This window comes from Gordonia sp. PDNC005 (assembly GCF_016919385.1).
Taxonomy (GTDB): domain Bacteria; phylum Actinomycetota; class Actinomycetes; order Mycobacteriales; family Mycobacteriaceae; genus Gordonia.
In genome coordinates, this window is record NZ_CP070351.1 from 3,356,249 (window position 1) to 3,369,397 (window position 13,149).

13 protein-coding genes are annotated in these 13,149 nt (G+C 66.1%); 5 read left to right on the forward strand and 8 right to left on the reverse strand.

Features of this window, described 5'->3' with window-relative positions; genetic code table 11:
- Positions 1–13 precede the first annotated feature (13 nt).
- Genes JVX90_RS16175 through JVX90_RS16185 form a run of 3 tightly spaced genes read right to left on the reverse strand, consistent with a single transcriptional unit; the run spans position 14 to position 2,118 of the window.
- The gene (locus JVX90_RS16175; protein WP_205329713.1) at positions 14–1,213 is read right to left on the reverse strand and encodes an O-succinylhomoserine sulfhydrylase; all 1,200 of its coding nucleotides are present in this window, start codon (positions 1,211–1,213) and stop codon (positions 14–16) included.
- Positions 1,214–1,225: 12 nt separating this feature from the next.
- Complete coding sequence (locus JVX90_RS16180; protein WP_205329714.1) at positions 1,226–1,639, reverse strand: rhodanese-like domain-containing protein; 414 nt, start codon at positions 1,637–1,639, stop codon at positions 1,226–1,228.
- Positions 1,636–2,118 carry a DUF4878 domain-containing protein gene (locus JVX90_RS16185; protein WP_205329715.1) on the reverse strand — a complete coding sequence of 161 codons (483 nt, stop codon included), beginning with the start codon at positions 2,116–2,118 and terminating at the stop codon, positions 1,636–1,638. Before JVX90_RS16185 ends, JVX90_RS16180 begins: the two co-directional genes overlap by 4 nt.
- A gap of 205 nt (positions 2,119–2,323) precedes the next feature.
- Here JVX90_RS16185 and JVX90_RS16190 point away from each other — a divergent pair, with 205 nt between their 5' ends.
- Positions 2,324–3,706, forward strand: a complete 1,383-nt coding sequence (locus JVX90_RS16190; RefSeq protein WP_205329716.1) for an FAD-dependent oxidoreductase — start codon at positions 2,324–2,326, stop codon at positions 3,704–3,706.
- Between the two features lie 58 nt (positions 3,707–3,764).
- Here JVX90_RS16190 and JVX90_RS16195 read toward each other — a convergent pair whose 3' ends face one another.
- Together JVX90_RS16195 and purT are read right to left on the reverse strand one after the other, a co-directional pair.
- Positions 3,765–4,226, reverse strand: a complete 462-nt coding sequence (locus tag JVX90_RS16195; RefSeq protein ID WP_008379531.1) for a hypothetical protein — start codon at positions 4,224–4,226, stop codon at positions 3,765–3,767.
- Between the two features lie 127 nt (positions 4,227–4,353).
- On the reverse strand, positions 4,354–5,832 hold the full coding sequence (gene purT / locus JVX90_RS16200) for a formate-dependent phosphoribosylglycinamide formyltransferase (protein WP_205329717.1): 1,479 nt from the start codon (positions 5,830–5,832) through the stop codon (positions 4,354–4,356).
- A gap of 69 nt (positions 5,833–5,901) precedes the next feature.
- On the opposite strand from purT, the gene JVX90_RS16205 reads away from it, so the two are divergent.
- Positions 5,902–6,213 (forward strand): hypothetical protein, encoded by a 312-nt coding sequence (locus JVX90_RS16205; RefSeq protein ID WP_205329718.1) that lies wholly within the window; start codon positions 5,902–5,904, stop codon positions 6,211–6,213.
- A gap of 5 nt (positions 6,214–6,218) precedes the next feature.
- Positions 6,219–6,680, forward strand: coding sequence for a VOC family protein (locus tag JVX90_RS16210; protein ID WP_205329719.1), 462 nt, complete (start codon positions 6,219–6,221; stop codon positions 6,678–6,680).
- 476 nt (positions 6,681–7,156) lie between these two features.
- Here the strand turns inward: JVX90_RS16210 and JVX90_RS16215 are convergent, their stop codons facing one another.
- Together JVX90_RS16215 and JVX90_RS16220 are read right to left on the reverse strand one after the other, a co-directional pair.
- Complete coding sequence (locus tag JVX90_RS16215; RefSeq protein WP_205332459.1) at positions 7,157–8,692, reverse strand: adenylate/guanylate cyclase domain-containing protein; 1,536 nt, start codon at positions 8,690–8,692, stop codon at positions 7,157–7,159.
- Between the two features lie 25 nt (positions 8,693–8,717).
- Positions 8,718–10,004, reverse strand: coding sequence for an adenylosuccinate synthase (locus JVX90_RS16220; protein WP_008379538.1), 1,287 nt, complete (start codon positions 10,002–10,004; stop codon positions 8,718–8,720).
- A gap of 124 nt (positions 10,005–10,128) precedes the next feature.
- On the opposite strand from JVX90_RS16220, the gene JVX90_RS16225 reads away from it, so the two are divergent.
- Both JVX90_RS16225 and JVX90_RS16230 read left to right on the forward strand, forming a co-directional pair.
- Complete coding sequence (locus JVX90_RS16225) at positions 10,129–10,770, forward strand: hypothetical protein (RefSeq protein WP_205329720.1); 642 nt, start codon at positions 10,129–10,131, stop codon at positions 10,768–10,770.
- Entirely contained in the window at positions 10,767–11,552 is a 786-nt protein-coding gene (locus JVX90_RS16230; RefSeq protein ID WP_205329721.1) for a site-2 protease family protein, read from the forward strand. Before JVX90_RS16225 ends, JVX90_RS16230 begins: the two co-directional genes overlap by 4 nt.
- On the opposite strand, the gene JVX90_RS16235 is transcribed toward JVX90_RS16230, so the two are convergent.
- On the reverse strand, positions 11,519–13,147 hold the full coding sequence (locus JVX90_RS16235) for an AMP-binding protein (RefSeq protein ID WP_240193925.1): 1,629 nt from the start codon (positions 13,145–13,147) through the stop codon (positions 11,519–11,521). The two genes, JVX90_RS16230 and JVX90_RS16235, sit on opposite strands and share 34 nt — an antisense overlap.
- Between the last annotated feature and the right edge of the window lie 2 nt (positions 13,148–13,149).

The following is a 13,149-nucleotide window of genomic DNA, read 5'->3' on the forward strand; positions in this document are numbered from 1 at the left end:
ATTCACCAGTTCATCAGCCGAGCGCTTGGTCGAGGTCGCGGAGGAGGTCGTCGGTGCCTTCGAGCCCGACCGACAGGCGAACCATCGCGTCGGTGAGACCGATCGAGGCGCGTCCCTCCGGACCCATTGCGCGGTGCGTGGTGGTCGCCGGATGCGTGATCAGGCTCTTCGCGTCGCCGAGGTTGTTCGAGATGTCGATCACCTGCAGTTTGTTGAGCACTTCGAAGGCCCGCTCCTTGCCCGACTTCCCGGGCTGTGCATCGAGTTCAAAGGTGATCACGGTGCCACCGCCCGCCATCTGGGCACGCGCGAGGTCGTACTGCGGGTGCGAGGTGAGGAACGGGTAGATCGCCTTCGCGACGCGGGGGTCCGCGTCGAGGAACTCCGCGATGCGCAGTGCGGACGACACCGACTGGTCGAGTCGCACCTTCATCGTCTCCAGACCCTTGAGCATCGTCCACGCGTTGAACGGGCTCAACGCCGGCCCGGTGTGCCGCATCAACTCGCGGACCGGTCCGTCGATGAACTCCGTCGTGCCGAGCACCGCGCCGCCCATCACGCGCCCTTGGCCGTCGATGTGCTTGGTGCCCGAGTAGACGATCACGTCGGCACCGAAGTCGAGGCCCCGCTGCAGAAGCGGTGTGGCGAAGACGTTGTCGAGGACCACCTGCGCGCCCGCGGCGTGCGCCATGTCTGCGACAGCGCGGATGTCGACGAGCGTCTGCATCGGGTTGGACGGCGTCTCGAAGAACACGGCGTCGGTCGGCTTCGACAGCGCCTCCTCCCACTGCGAGAGGTCTTCACCGTCGACGAACACCGTCTCGACGCCCCACGACGGGAGGATCTCGTTGCAGATCACGAAGCACGAGCCGAACAGACTGCGCGCGGCGACGAGGCGCGTTCCCTTCTTGCAGATTGCGCCGAGGGCGACGAAGACCGCAGCCATCCCGCTGGCGGTGGCGAACGCAGCCTCGGTGCCCTCGATCTGCCGCAGACGTTCCTGGAACATGGCGACCGTCGGGTTGCCGTAGCGCGTGTAGACGAAGCGCTCGTCCTCACCGGTGAAGGCGCGTTCGGCCGCCTCGGCGGAGTCGTACACATAACCGCTGTTGAGGTACAGCGCCTCCGAGGTCTCGAAGAAGCCGGAACGCATCAGCCCGCCGCGGACGGCGAGGGTCTCCGGCGACACCCAATCGGGAAGCTTGTTACTCATGGTGATTGCTCCTTACGGCTGTCGCCAGGGAAGAGATTCTGCGCGCCACCCGGCGCCCCCACGATGCCCCGCGGCATCGGTCGCGCCTTCGAAGCCTTCGGTGATGTTGAACGCCGTCTGGAAGCCCGCCGCGGTCGCGGCTTCCGCGGCACCGATGGACCGTTGGCCAGATCGGCACAGGAAGAGCACTTCGTCGTCCTCCGTCACACCCGCAGCCCGGAGCTCGTCGACGAAGTGCGGGTTGCGGGCGCCGTTCGGGTAATCAACCCACTCGACGAACACGGTCTGCTTGCCGAGCGAGGTGATGTCGGGGACCCCGACGAAGTTCCACTCCGCACGTGTACGGCAGTCGACGAGCACGGCTCTCGGATTGTCCCGGAGCCTGGCCCACGCGTCGGTGACCGGAATGTCTCCTGAATACGTCATGCTGCGCACACCCTCCACTCGTCACCCTGCTTGACCACGGTGAGTTCGGTCTTGGTCTCGACGCCCTTGTTCTCGCGCTTCTCGGTCACGGTCACCGCAGCCCGATCACCAGCCACTTCGACGTCCATACTCGGGACGATCAGCTTGCCGTCACGATCGCGTTCCGCCCTGTTCTGATTGGCGAAGTCCAACGACTTCGGGAAAGTGGCGTCGGCCAGGTTCTTCTCGCACTGCGTACTGCGGAACTTCTCGTAGTCGAGAGAGTTGCGCGCCGTGTACATGTCGTTGACGACGTTCTGAACCTGCGCGGAATCGGTCAGCCGTTCCTCGGCGGGATTGGTCCAATGCCGGATCCCGATGAATCCGACGGCGAGCAGGACCACAACAAACGCGATGATGAAAGGCAGCGCGTCCCGCCACGTCTTCGGGGCCTGCTCCTCGGCGGGCACGTCGGTGCTGTCGGGCTGTTTCGCGCTCATAGGTCCCGAGTCTATCGAGTTGGGCGGCGGTGGTCGGCGGGGCGTCCCGCCCAGTTCAGCGCGGCATACCGGGTCCCGATCGTCAAGAGTTTCCCTCACGCCCGGGCCGACTGAGGTTCACCTCACTTAGAGATTTTGGCAGGGACCGCACACGACCTAACGTAAGAGACGACAGCATTCCATCCAGCTGAGGAAGCACGAGCACATGACTGACACCAACCGCCCGTTGCGGGTCGCCATCGTCGGCGCCGGACCGGCAGGCATCTACTGTGCCGATGCCCTGATGAAGTCGGACACCGCCGGCGAACGCGGCGTGAGCATCGACCTCTACGAGCGCATGCCCGCTCCGTTCGGCCTGATCCGCTACGGCGTCGCGCCGGACCACCCGCGCATCAAGGGCATCATCAACGCTCTGCACAAGGTTCTCGACAAGCCGCAGGTCCGTCTGCTCGGCAACATCGACTACGGCACCGACATCACGCTGGACGATCTGCGCGCCCACTACGACGCCATCGTCTTCTCGACCGGCGCCACCGACGACCGCGGCATGCACATCCCGGGTATCGATCTCGAGCGCAGCTACGGCGCAGGCGAGTTCGTCGCCTGGTACGACGGCCACCCCGACTTCTCGCGCACCTGGCCGCTGGAGGAGGAGAAGGTCGCCGTCATCGGCGTCGGCAACGTTGCGCTCGACGTGGCGCGCGTCCTCGCCAAGACCGGCGACGAGCTTCTCCCGACGGAGATCCCGGACAACGTCTACCAAGGCCTCAAGTCGAACAAGGCGATCGAGGTGCACGTGTTCGGTCGACGTGGTCCGGCACAGGCCAAGTTCACGCCGCTCGAGCTCAAGGAGCTTGATCATTCGCCGAACATCGAGGTGATCGTCGATCCCGAGGACATCGAGTACGACGAGGGCTCGGCCGTCGCTCGCCGCAGCAGCAAGATCACCGACCAGGTCGCGACGATCATCGAGAACTACGCGATCCGAGAGCCGAAGCAGGGCGCGATCCACAAGCTGTTCCTGCACTTCTTCGAGAACCCCGTTGAGGTCCTCGGTGAGGACGGCAAGGTTGTCGGTCTCCGCACCGAGCGCACCGAGCTCGACGGCACGGGCAATGTGAAGCCGACCGGTGCGATCCGCGAGTGGGACGTCACCGCCATCTACCGCGCGGTCGGGTACCTCTCGGACAATCTGCCGGGTCTCCCCTTCGACAGCCAGGCCGGCGTCATCCCGAACGAGGCCGGGCGAATCTTCGACGACGGCGCTCATCTGACCGGGCTGTACACGACCGGCTGGATCAAGCGCGGCCCCGTCGGTCTCATCGGCCACACCAAGGGCGACGCCAACGAGACCGTCGAGTGCATTCTCGACGACATGAAGGCCGGCTCGTTGAACACCCCTGCCACCCCTGCGGAAGACGCGATCGTCGCGCTGCTCGAAGAGCGCAAGATCCCGTTCACCACGTGGGACGGCTGGAACCGCCTCGACGAGCACGAGCGCGCGCTCGGAGCAGAGCAGGGCCGTGATCGCATCAAGGTCGTCGAGCGCCACGACATGCTGGCCGCGTCCGAACCTGACAAGGTCTGATCTGCACAGATGACAAAGGTCCGTCCCGAAAGGGACGGACCTTTTCTGTCGTCGCGGGCTACGGCTTCGGCTGCGAACGCTTCACGTTCTGCCAGTACCCTGCGTTGTTGAACGGGTTCTCGACCTGCTGGCCGATCGTGTAGCCGGAGATCGACGCGGGCCAGCAGCCCTTCCACTTGTCGTTCCACAGGATCGCGGTCTGGCCGGGCTTGAGCTCACCGGTCTTGGTCTTCTTGTCCTTGTCGGCCTTGACCCATCGGGTCGGTCCGCCGAACTCGGTGACGGTCACCCCGGTCATCGTCGAGCCGCCGATGTTCTTGACGCCCATGAAACGGTTCATCTGCCACACGGGGCCGTCGGACCAGTTGGGGCCCCAGAGCTTGAACGTACAGGTGACGCCGCCGATGATCTGGAGATCACCGGGGCCTGCGGCCTGAGCCGGAGCAGCGACAAGCGAGCTTGCACCGATTGCGCCCGCCGCGGCGATGCCGACGGCAGCACGTGTCAGGGTCTTCTTCATGAGGAATACCTTTCGTCTCGTCTGATAGAGCAACAGGTGGAAGCGTGTCCGCCCTTAACCGGTCTATCGGACCCCGCATACACAGGTGTTACGAAACTGTTCAGGTTTTCCTCAGGTGAGGCACGGATCAGGCCGGTGGCGGGCCCGGCCTGCGGGGCGGACCGGGATGCCCGCCCGCACCTGGCGGAGGCGGTGCGACAGGCCGCGGACCTGCGGGTCCTGTCGGTCCCGGGCGCGGTCCGCCCCGACGTCCCATGGGCGGACGTGGAGGCTGGCCCATGGGCCCGCCCCGTGGCATCGGCGGCCTGGTCGGTGCGGGCTGCGGACGCTTGACTGCGACCGTCGCCTGCGCGACGGTGGGCGGCGCTGTCGGCTCGGCCGCATCAGCGGCGAGCGGTTGAACGAGCTCTGCCGCACGCGTGGCCTTCTGGCGCGCGAGGTCGGTGGACGGGGCGGTGGCGACTGCAACTCCCATCCGCCGGCGCGCGAAGCTCTCCGGTTTGCCGAACAGCCGCACGTCGACGGCCGGGTCGGCAAGCGCCTGGGCGACTCCGGCGAATTTGATGCCGACGGCTTCGTGTCGGCCGTAGATGACGGCAGACGCTCCCGGCGACACCGCGGTGGTGTCGACAGGAAGCCCGAGGACGGCCCGCGCGTGGAGTTCGAACTCCGACAGTCGCTGCGTGGCCATCGTGACCAATCCCGTGTCGTGCGGACGGGGGCTGACCTCGGAGAAGTACACTTCGTCGCCCTTGACGAACAGTTCAACACCGAACACCCCGCGGCCGGTGCTTTCACCGTCACCCATCGCGGTGGCGATCCGTGCGGCAACCGATCGCGCGGTGCCGTAGGCGATCTCGCTCATCGGCTGAGGCTGCCAGCTCTCGACGTAGTCGCCGGACACCTGGCGATGCCCGATGGGATCACAGAAGTAGGTCGCAAGTCTGCCGGTCGACGGGTCGACCGCGCGCACGGTGAGCAGCGTGATCTCGTAGTCGAAGTCGACGAAGCCCTCGATGATCACACGGTCGTTGTTGACCCGGGCACCGGTCCTCGCCGCCTCCCATGCCGCATCGACGTCGTCGGGGCCCTTGAGCACACTCTGGCCCTTTCCCGACGACGACATCACTGGCTTCACCACACACGGGAACCCGATGCTCGTGACGGCGCGGCGCATCTCATCCAACGAGCCCGCGAACAGGTAGGGCGACGTCGGGAGTCCAAGTTCTTCATCGGCGAGACGACGGATCCGTTCGCGATCGAGCGTGGCCGACACTGCCTTGGCGCTCGGGATCACCTCGGCGACGCCTTCACTCTCGACCGCTTCGAGCGCGTCGGTGGCGATCGCCTCGATCTCCGGGAGCACGTAGTGCGGTTTGTGCTTGTCGATGACGGCACGGACCTGCACGGCGTCAGTCATGTCGATCACTTCGGCGTGATGCGCCACCTGATGAGCGGGTGCGTCGGCGTATCGATCAACTGCGACGACTTCGACGCCGAACCGTTGCAGCGCGATGGTCACCTCTTTGCCGAGCTCACCCGAACCGAGCAGGAGGACTTTGACCGCGGTCGGACTCAGCGGGGTGCCGATCACTGTAGACGCCATACCCGGCAGTTTACGGGCAACCCCGTCCGCATCGGCCACGACGGCATTCGATGGAAGTACGCTCGGTGAATGGGCATGTTCGACTCAGTGAAGAAGGCATCGCAGAACCTCGCGGTGAAGCAGTCCTCGCAGGACAACGCCCGCGTCGCGACGATGTTTCCCGGCGTTGAACTGCCCCGAGTCGATTACATCCCGAAGTCACGCGAGTTCGGGACCGCGACGCCGACCGCGTACATCGCAACTGTCGGCCTACTGCCGGAGGATGTCTTCGGAATACTGCCCGTCAACTCGGAGAGCGCAGCCCAGGGCTTCGAGTTCGTCTACCGCGACCGACCCGAGTACGCGCGCGGCCGAGCCGCGTGGCACCGACACCACGGATAGGAATCATGAGTCTCGACATCCAGGTCACCTTCGACGCCCACGATCCGCGGAGCCAGTCGCGCTTCTGGGCAGCTGTCCTCGACTACCGCGTTCCAGGCCCGCCCGGCATCGAGATCGGACCGGGCGATGATCCCTTCGACGCGTGGGACACCTTTCTCGCCGATCTCGGTGTGCCTGTCTCACAACGGAACGCCCGGTCTGCTGCAGAGGATCCCGACGGAGTGGGCCCGCGACTGTTCTTCCAGCAGGTACCGGAGGACAAGGTCGTCAAGAATCGTGTGCACCTCGATGTGCGCGGGGCGCCCGGCCTCGTCGGCGACGACCGCATGTCAGCACTGGAAGACATGTGCACTCGCCTGACGTCGCTCGGCGCGAACCGTGTGCGCCGCCAGGATCCCGTCCCGCCGATGGAGGGTGGCTACATCGTCATGGCCGACCCCGAGGGCAACGAGTTCTGCCTCGACTGAGGAAACGCTGCACTCCTCGACACCGACCGACACCTCGTTGGCAAACGCGGCCTCCCTGAAGGCCGCGTCTGTCAGTGAAAGTCGCGGGCGACGTCCAGCGCGGCCGCTCCCCACGGGAGCAACACCAAAAAGCCATGTCCACGACGAGAACGGGCTGATTCACGCCGAACTGGCCATCTCCCGTCGTCCCCAGCATCTTCGGAGTGCCGAGCACAGGCGAACAAAGCCCTTCACACCCACCACGACCTCGCCGCGACCCTCACAGACAAACGCGGCCTTCACAAAGGCCGCATTTGCCAACGAAGCGTCGGTTTACGTCAACGAAAGCCGCGTTCGTCGACGAGGGCCGCGGCTCGTTGACGACGGACGCCCTACTGCTCGTTGAGCGAGCGCAGCGAGTCGAAGCGTCTGGCGTCGGCCACGGGTTGAGTGGGTACGGCGGGTACGGCGACTGCACAAGGAACAGGGTGGCGACACTAGGTTGCGCGGTAGACGGGCGTCGATTCGGTACGACCGCGGAGCGTCATCTCACGTAGCAGCGACCAATGTGCGGCCTCGCCGGGGGATGCGGCGTCGATCGCACGAGCCGACGCGACCGGACGGCGGGGATCGTCTTTGGCGACTTCGGAGAGTCGAGCGCTCTCATTGACCGGATCACCGATCACCGTGTACTCGAATCTCTGGACGGCGCCCACGTTGCCTGCGACGACTGTCCCGTGGCTCACGCCGATGCCCGCCGTCAGTTCCGGAACGTCGGCGGCGAGGCCGTCGGCGATCTCCCGTGCCGCGGTGAGCGCTGCGGTTGCCGGCTCATCGAGTTCGACTGGTGCGCCGAAGATCGCGAGGACCGCATCGCCCTCGAACTTGTTGACCAGACCACGGTTGCGTTCAGTGGCGTCGACGATGACCGCGAAGAACCTGTTGAGCAGGGCGACGACCTCGGTCGGTGAGCGCTTCTCGGCGATCGTCGTCGACCCGATCACGTCGACGAAAACCACGGCGACGACCTGCTCGGTTCCACCGAGCTCCGGGTCGCTGCGCAGAGCGGCGGCGGCGACGTCACGCCCGACATGCCGTCCGAACAGGTCTCGCAGTCGCTCCTGCTCCCGCAGCCCCGAGACCATGGTGTTGAAGCCGTACTGCAGTTCGCCGAGCTCGGAGCCGTCGTAGACGACGAGGTCGACGTCTCGATCGACTGCGCCGTTGCGGACGTGTGCCATCCCTGCACGCACACTCTGAAGCGGCCCGGTGATGCTCCAGACGAACAGCGACGTGGTCAGCAGGCCGACCGCCCCCGCGATCACCGCGAGCACTGTGACAGAGATGAGCACGCTGGTGCTGCTCGTCTCGCCGCGGATCGCGCCGAACAGGACGACGAACGTGATGCCGAGCAGCGGCACGCCCGTGCCGATGAACCAACTGGTGAAGGCGCGGGACCGGACCGTGCCGCCGCGCATGCCGAGGCCGGCCTGCATCATCCTCGCCCACACCGGTCGCAGCAGGATCTCGGTGAACAGACTCGCGATCGACACCACGACGAGTCCGCACATCAGGATGATCAGGACCGTCTTGGGGATCAGTTCGGGATCGGCGAGCCCGTACAGCAGGCCGAGGACACCCGCGCCGCCGATCCACAGCACACCTTGCAGGAGGACGAGTCGGCGCTGAGCACGGCGTGCCCTCTTGGCGTCGTCGCGAGACGGGACCTCCCCGTCGATCGACCACCGGACCGCTTTGACGGTCGACGCCGTTCCGACGACCACACCGAGCAGCAGGGCCACTCCGATGTAGACCGGCACCGCTACGAAGTTGATCAGCACCAGATCACGCCGTAGGAACGACGGCTCCGGGATGCCGAACAGCACCAGGCAGATCGCGATCACGATGCCGATCACGTTCGCCGTGACGATCGCGATGGTGAGGAACGTCTGGATCCGCACTCGTTGGCTGCGGCTCGACTGGTCAGCCGAACCGAGCAGAACCGAACCGTAGTCTCTGCTGATCCCCGGCATCCTCATGAGAGGACTCTAACGATCCTCAGACGATCTCACGACGGACGATGGTCTGGTCACGCCCGGGACCGACTCCGATGCAGGAGATGTGCGCGCCCGACAGCTCTTCCAGCCGCAGGACGTAGTCCTGTGCGTTCTTGGGCAGATCCTCGAACGTGCGGCAGCCGGAGATGTCCTCCCACCAGCCGGGCATCTCTTCATAGATCGGCTTCGCGTGGTGGAAGCCGGTCTGCGTCATCGGCATGTCGTCGACACGCTCGCCGTCGACCTCGTACGCGACGCAGATCGGGACCGTCTCCAGACTCGACAGCACGTCGAGTTTGGTGAGGAAGTAATCGGTGATGCCGTTGACCCGCGTTGCGTAGCGCGCGATGACGGCGTCGAACCAGCCGGTGCGACGTGCACGGCCGGTGGTGACACCCACTTCGCCGCCGGTCTTGGCGAGGTACGCGCCCCACTCGTCGAACAGCTCCGTCGGGAACGGGCCCTCGCCGACGCGGGTGGTGTAGGCCTTCAGGATGCCGAGAACGGTGTCGATGCGGCCCGGACCGATGCCCGCGCCGACAGCCGCGCCTCCTGCGGTCGGGTTGGACGACGTCACATACGGGTAGGTGCCGTGGTCCACGTCCAAGAGAGTGCCCTGCGACCCTTCGAGCAGGATCGTCTCGCCGCGCTCGAGCGCCTGGTTCAGCAGCAGACGCGTGTCGGAGATGCGGTGCTTGAATCCTTCGGCGAGTTCGAGGGTGCCGTCGACGACCTCGTTCGGGTCGAGGCCCTTCCGGTTGTAGATCTTGGTGAGGATCTGGTTCTTGACCTCGAGGGCCGCTTCGACCTTCTGGGTCAGGATCTTCTCGTCCAGTACGTCGGCGACACGCACGCCCACGCGCGCGATCTTGTCCTGGTAGCAGGGACCGATGCCGCGGCCTGTGGTGCCGATCTTGCTGTTGCCGAGGAATCGCTCGGTGACCTTGTCGATGGCGACGTGGTACGGCATCAGCAGGTGAGCGTCCGCCGACAGCAGCAGGCGCGACGTGTCGACGTCGCGGTCTTCGAGGCCCTTGAGTTCAGCGAGCAGAACACTCGGGTCGACGACGACGCCGTTGCCGATCACATTGTTGACGCCCGGTGTCAGAATGCCGGACGGGATGAGGTGGAGTGCAAACGTCTCACCGTTCGGCAGGACAACCGTGTGTCCCGCATTGTTTCCACCCTGGTAGCGGACCACCCACTGCAGCTTCTCGCCGAGCAGATCTGTCGCCTTACCTTTGCCTTCGTCGCCCCACTGGGCGCCGATGAGCACAATCGCAGCCATGTCTGGTGCTCCTCCTGTTCGGCACTACCCTATCGGGTCGAGGGCCGCGAGCGCCTACTGGTCGCCGAGTGTCTTCAGCGGCGAGTCCACGGGCGTGGCGTGAGCCGCTGGTTAGGCTGGTCGAGTGGCAGCAACACATCTCACGCCGTCGAGGTCGGAAGACGGTGGCCTCACAGCGGCCCAACTTGTCGCGGATGCCCTGACCGACGCCGACCTGACGCGCCTCATCGTGTCGCCTCCGGCCGCGGCCGAATCCGGCGTCGACCCGGACGTCTTTCTGTCTCAGGTGGTGGCGGCGCTGATGAAGAACGACCGTCTCGACGTCGAGATCGCCTACATCGCACCGCATTCGACACCTGCGACCAAGGTGTACGGCCTCAAGCACGGCGCCAGGGCGATCGCTCTCGCCGAGTCCGGCGTGGCCCGGACGCTCCCCTTGATCCGCGACGACGCCGCCACCGTGCTCGTCGGACGGGCGCGGCATCTGGGTGCGGAGGGCGCACGACTGCACGGCGAGACGTACGTGGATTCGCATCGCCTGTTCAACGGGGAGGCGACAGCCGTCGAGATCGAGCCCACCGTTGACGAGCCAGGGGTCCGCGGGCGTGTCGCACGCAGGCTGCCGGGCGGCTGGCACGCCGGGCGCGCCGTCCAGACGGGCGGGACCAACGTGGTCGTCGAACGTGAAGGTGTGCTCACCGAGCGGGTGGTGAAGCGGTCGACCTTCTACCGCCATCACATCGACTGGAAGCTGGTCGCGACGTGACGACACCCACCGCTGCTGCACTGAAGTCGGTCCGTCCCGGACCGGTGTTCCTCGGCTTGTGCGCGGCGTTCGGACTCGGCGTCTACCTGTTGATCGACTCCGGCGAGGACGACAGCGCGACCGCGGCTGTCGGCGCCGTGTTGCTCGTGTTGAGCGGATGGGTGATCTCGCTGTCGCTGCACGAGTTCGCTCACGCGTTCACCGCATTCCGGTTCGGCGACCGCTCGGCGGAGCTCCGCGGGTACCTGACGTTGAATCCGCTGAAGTACACCCACCCGGCCATGTCGATCGGGTTCCCGCTGTTGATCATCGCGCTCGGCGGCATCGGCTTCCCCGGCGGAGCGGTCTACGTGAACGAGGCCGGCTTCACCCCGGAACAGCGGACCAAGGTGTCGCTCGCGGGTCCTGCGGCGAACCTGTTGATCGGCCTGGTGCTGTGTGCGGTCCTGGTGGGGCTCGCCCCCGGCGACGACCTCGCAGGCCTGAATCTGTACTCGGCGCTGGCACTGTTGGCATTCCTGCAGTTCACGGCAGTTCTGCTGAACATGCTGCCAGTCCCCGGGCTCGACGGTTTCGGCGCGATCGAGCCGTACCTCTCGCACGAGACACGCCGCTCGGTCGCCAAGGTCGCACCGTTCGGATTTCTGATCGTGTTCGTCCTGCTCTACATCCCCGTACTGAACAGGACGTTCTTCAACATCGTGTACACGGTGATGGACACCTTCGGCATCGACTCGCCGTTCATCAGCTACGGCTGGGCGTTGTTCGAATTCTGGCGGTAACGCTCCACCAGCGTTCGCCTCAGCAGCTTCCCGGCGGCGGTACGGGGCAGATCGTCGACGAAGTGCACCTCGCGCGGCGTCTTGTACCGCGCCAGGTTCTGCTTCACATGAGCTCGGATCTCGTCTGCGGTCACGGTGGATCCGGCTCCGCGGACGACAACGGCCACCAGCCGCTGACCGAACTCGTCGTCGGGCGTTCCGACGACGGCCGCGTCGAGCACGTCGTCGTGCGCGAGGATCAGGTCCTCGACTTCGCCGGGGTACACGTTCTCTCCGCCGGACACGATCATGTCGTCGTCCCGACCGTCGACGAACAGTCTGCCGTCGGCGTCCCAGTGACCGCGGTCGCCGGTGGCAAGCAGCCCGTCGATGCGGTCTTTCGTCCCGCCGCCGGTGTAGCCGTCGAAGGCGAGAGCACTCCCCGCGTGAATCGATCCGACCCGTCCGGGTTCGCTGATCACCCTGGCATTCTCGTCGTAGATCCTGGTCCGGACGACGGACGGCGGGCGGCCCGCGGTGGTCGGAGCCGCCGCGAGGTCCTCCGGTGTCGCGACCGAGACGACGCTGACCTCGCTCGACCCGTACAGGTTGTAGAGGACCGGGCCGAATCGGTCGAGCGCCGCGACCGCGACCGGCCCCGGGAGCAGGGAGCCCGCCGTGAAGATCACTTCGACGGTCGACGCGTCGAACCTCATGTGATCGGGGACGGCGAGGAGTCGTTGAAGGATCGTCGGAACGAGGACGATCGACGTCGCACGGTGCCGCTCTATGAGCTCCCACAATTCGCCCGGCGATCGGCCCGCCGCAGGGACGATGGTGCTGCCGAGCGACATCGAGTAGAGGACCTGGCTCAGCCCTGTGCCGTGGAACAGGGGCGCCGCGCACACCACGACTCCGCAGCGTGGGAGCGGAATCCGCTCGATGAGACCGGCCGCGTCGAGAGGATTGCGAACACTGCGTTCGGCACCCTTCGGAAGCCCGGTGGTACCGCCGGTGAGCAGCACCATCGAGCCCGGACGCTTCGGGCGCGGCGCGGGCGTCGATCTGACGCCCTCCGCGATGAGGTCGGCGACGCTCTCCTCACCTGGGACGCCGCCGTTCACGACGACCCGGTCCGTCACCTCGCACATCTCGGCGATCGTGGAGAACTCGGCGTCGTACGCCAGCAGGGTGACGTGCTCGCGCGCCACGATGTCGGCCACTTGAGGTCCGGCCATCGCAGTGTTCAGCAGGACCACCCTCGCGCCCGTCTTGGACGCCGCGATCATCGCTTGCATGGACCCGATGCCGTCCCGGCACAGGACTCCGACGGTGCGTCCTTGTGTGCACCCGCGTGTTACGAGCGACGCGGCGAGCGCCGACGACGCCGCGTCGAGCTCGGCGTAGCTGATAGATCGGTCACCGTCGATCACCGCGATCCGATCCGGGTACCGACGGGCACTCGAGGCGACCGGTGTGGCGAGTGGGCCGATGGTCCGCATGTCGATGACCGAGGCCAGTGCGTGGTCCGGCCGGGTGACGTCGGCGACTCCGGATCGGGCCACGACCAGCGCGGATCGTACGGTTCGCGCAGCAGTGTCCAGGAGGTCTGCCACTC

Excerpts from the sequence above, each read along its gene's own strand:
- JVX90_RS16185 (WP_205329715.1), bottom strand. The coding sequence starts at position 2,118 with ATGAGCGCGAAACAGCCCGACAGCACCGACGTGCCCGCCGAGGAGCAG.
- JVX90_RS16220 (WP_008379538.1), bottom strand. The coding sequence starts at position 10,004 with ATGGCTGCGATTGTGCTCATCGGCGCCCAGTGGGGCGACGAAGGCAAA.
- JVX90_RS16175 (WP_205329713.1), bottom strand. The coding sequence starts at position 1,213 with ATGAGTAACAAGCTTCCCGATTGGGTGTCGCCGGAGACCCTCGCCGTC.
- JVX90_RS16210 (WP_205329719.1), top strand. The coding sequence starts at position 6,219 with ATGAGTCTCGACATCCAGGTCACCTTCGACGCCCACGATCCGCGGAGC.
- JVX90_RS16180 (WP_205329714.1), bottom strand. The coding sequence starts at position 1,639 with ATGACGTATTCAGGAGACATTCCGGTCACCGACGCGTGGGCCAGGCTC.
- JVX90_RS16190 (WP_205329716.1), top strand. The coding sequence starts at position 2,324 with ATGACTGACACCAACCGCCCGTTGCGGGTCGCCATCGTCGGCGCCGGA.
- JVX90_RS16215 (WP_205332459.1), bottom strand. The coding sequence starts at position 8,692 with ATGCCGGGGATCAGCAGAGACTACGGTTCGGTTCTGCTCGGTTCGGCT.
- JVX90_RS16205 (WP_205329718.1), top strand. The coding sequence starts at position 5,902 with ATGGGCATGTTCGACTCAGTGAAGAAGGCATCGCAGAACCTCGCGGTG.
- JVX90_RS16195 (WP_008379531.1), bottom strand. The coding sequence starts at position 4,226 with ATGAAGAAGACCCTGACACGTGCTGCCGTCGGCATCGCCGCGGCGGGC.
- purT (WP_205329717.1), bottom strand. The coding sequence starts at position 5,832 with ATGGCGTCTACAGTGATCGGCACCCCGCTGAGTCCGACCGCGGTCAAA.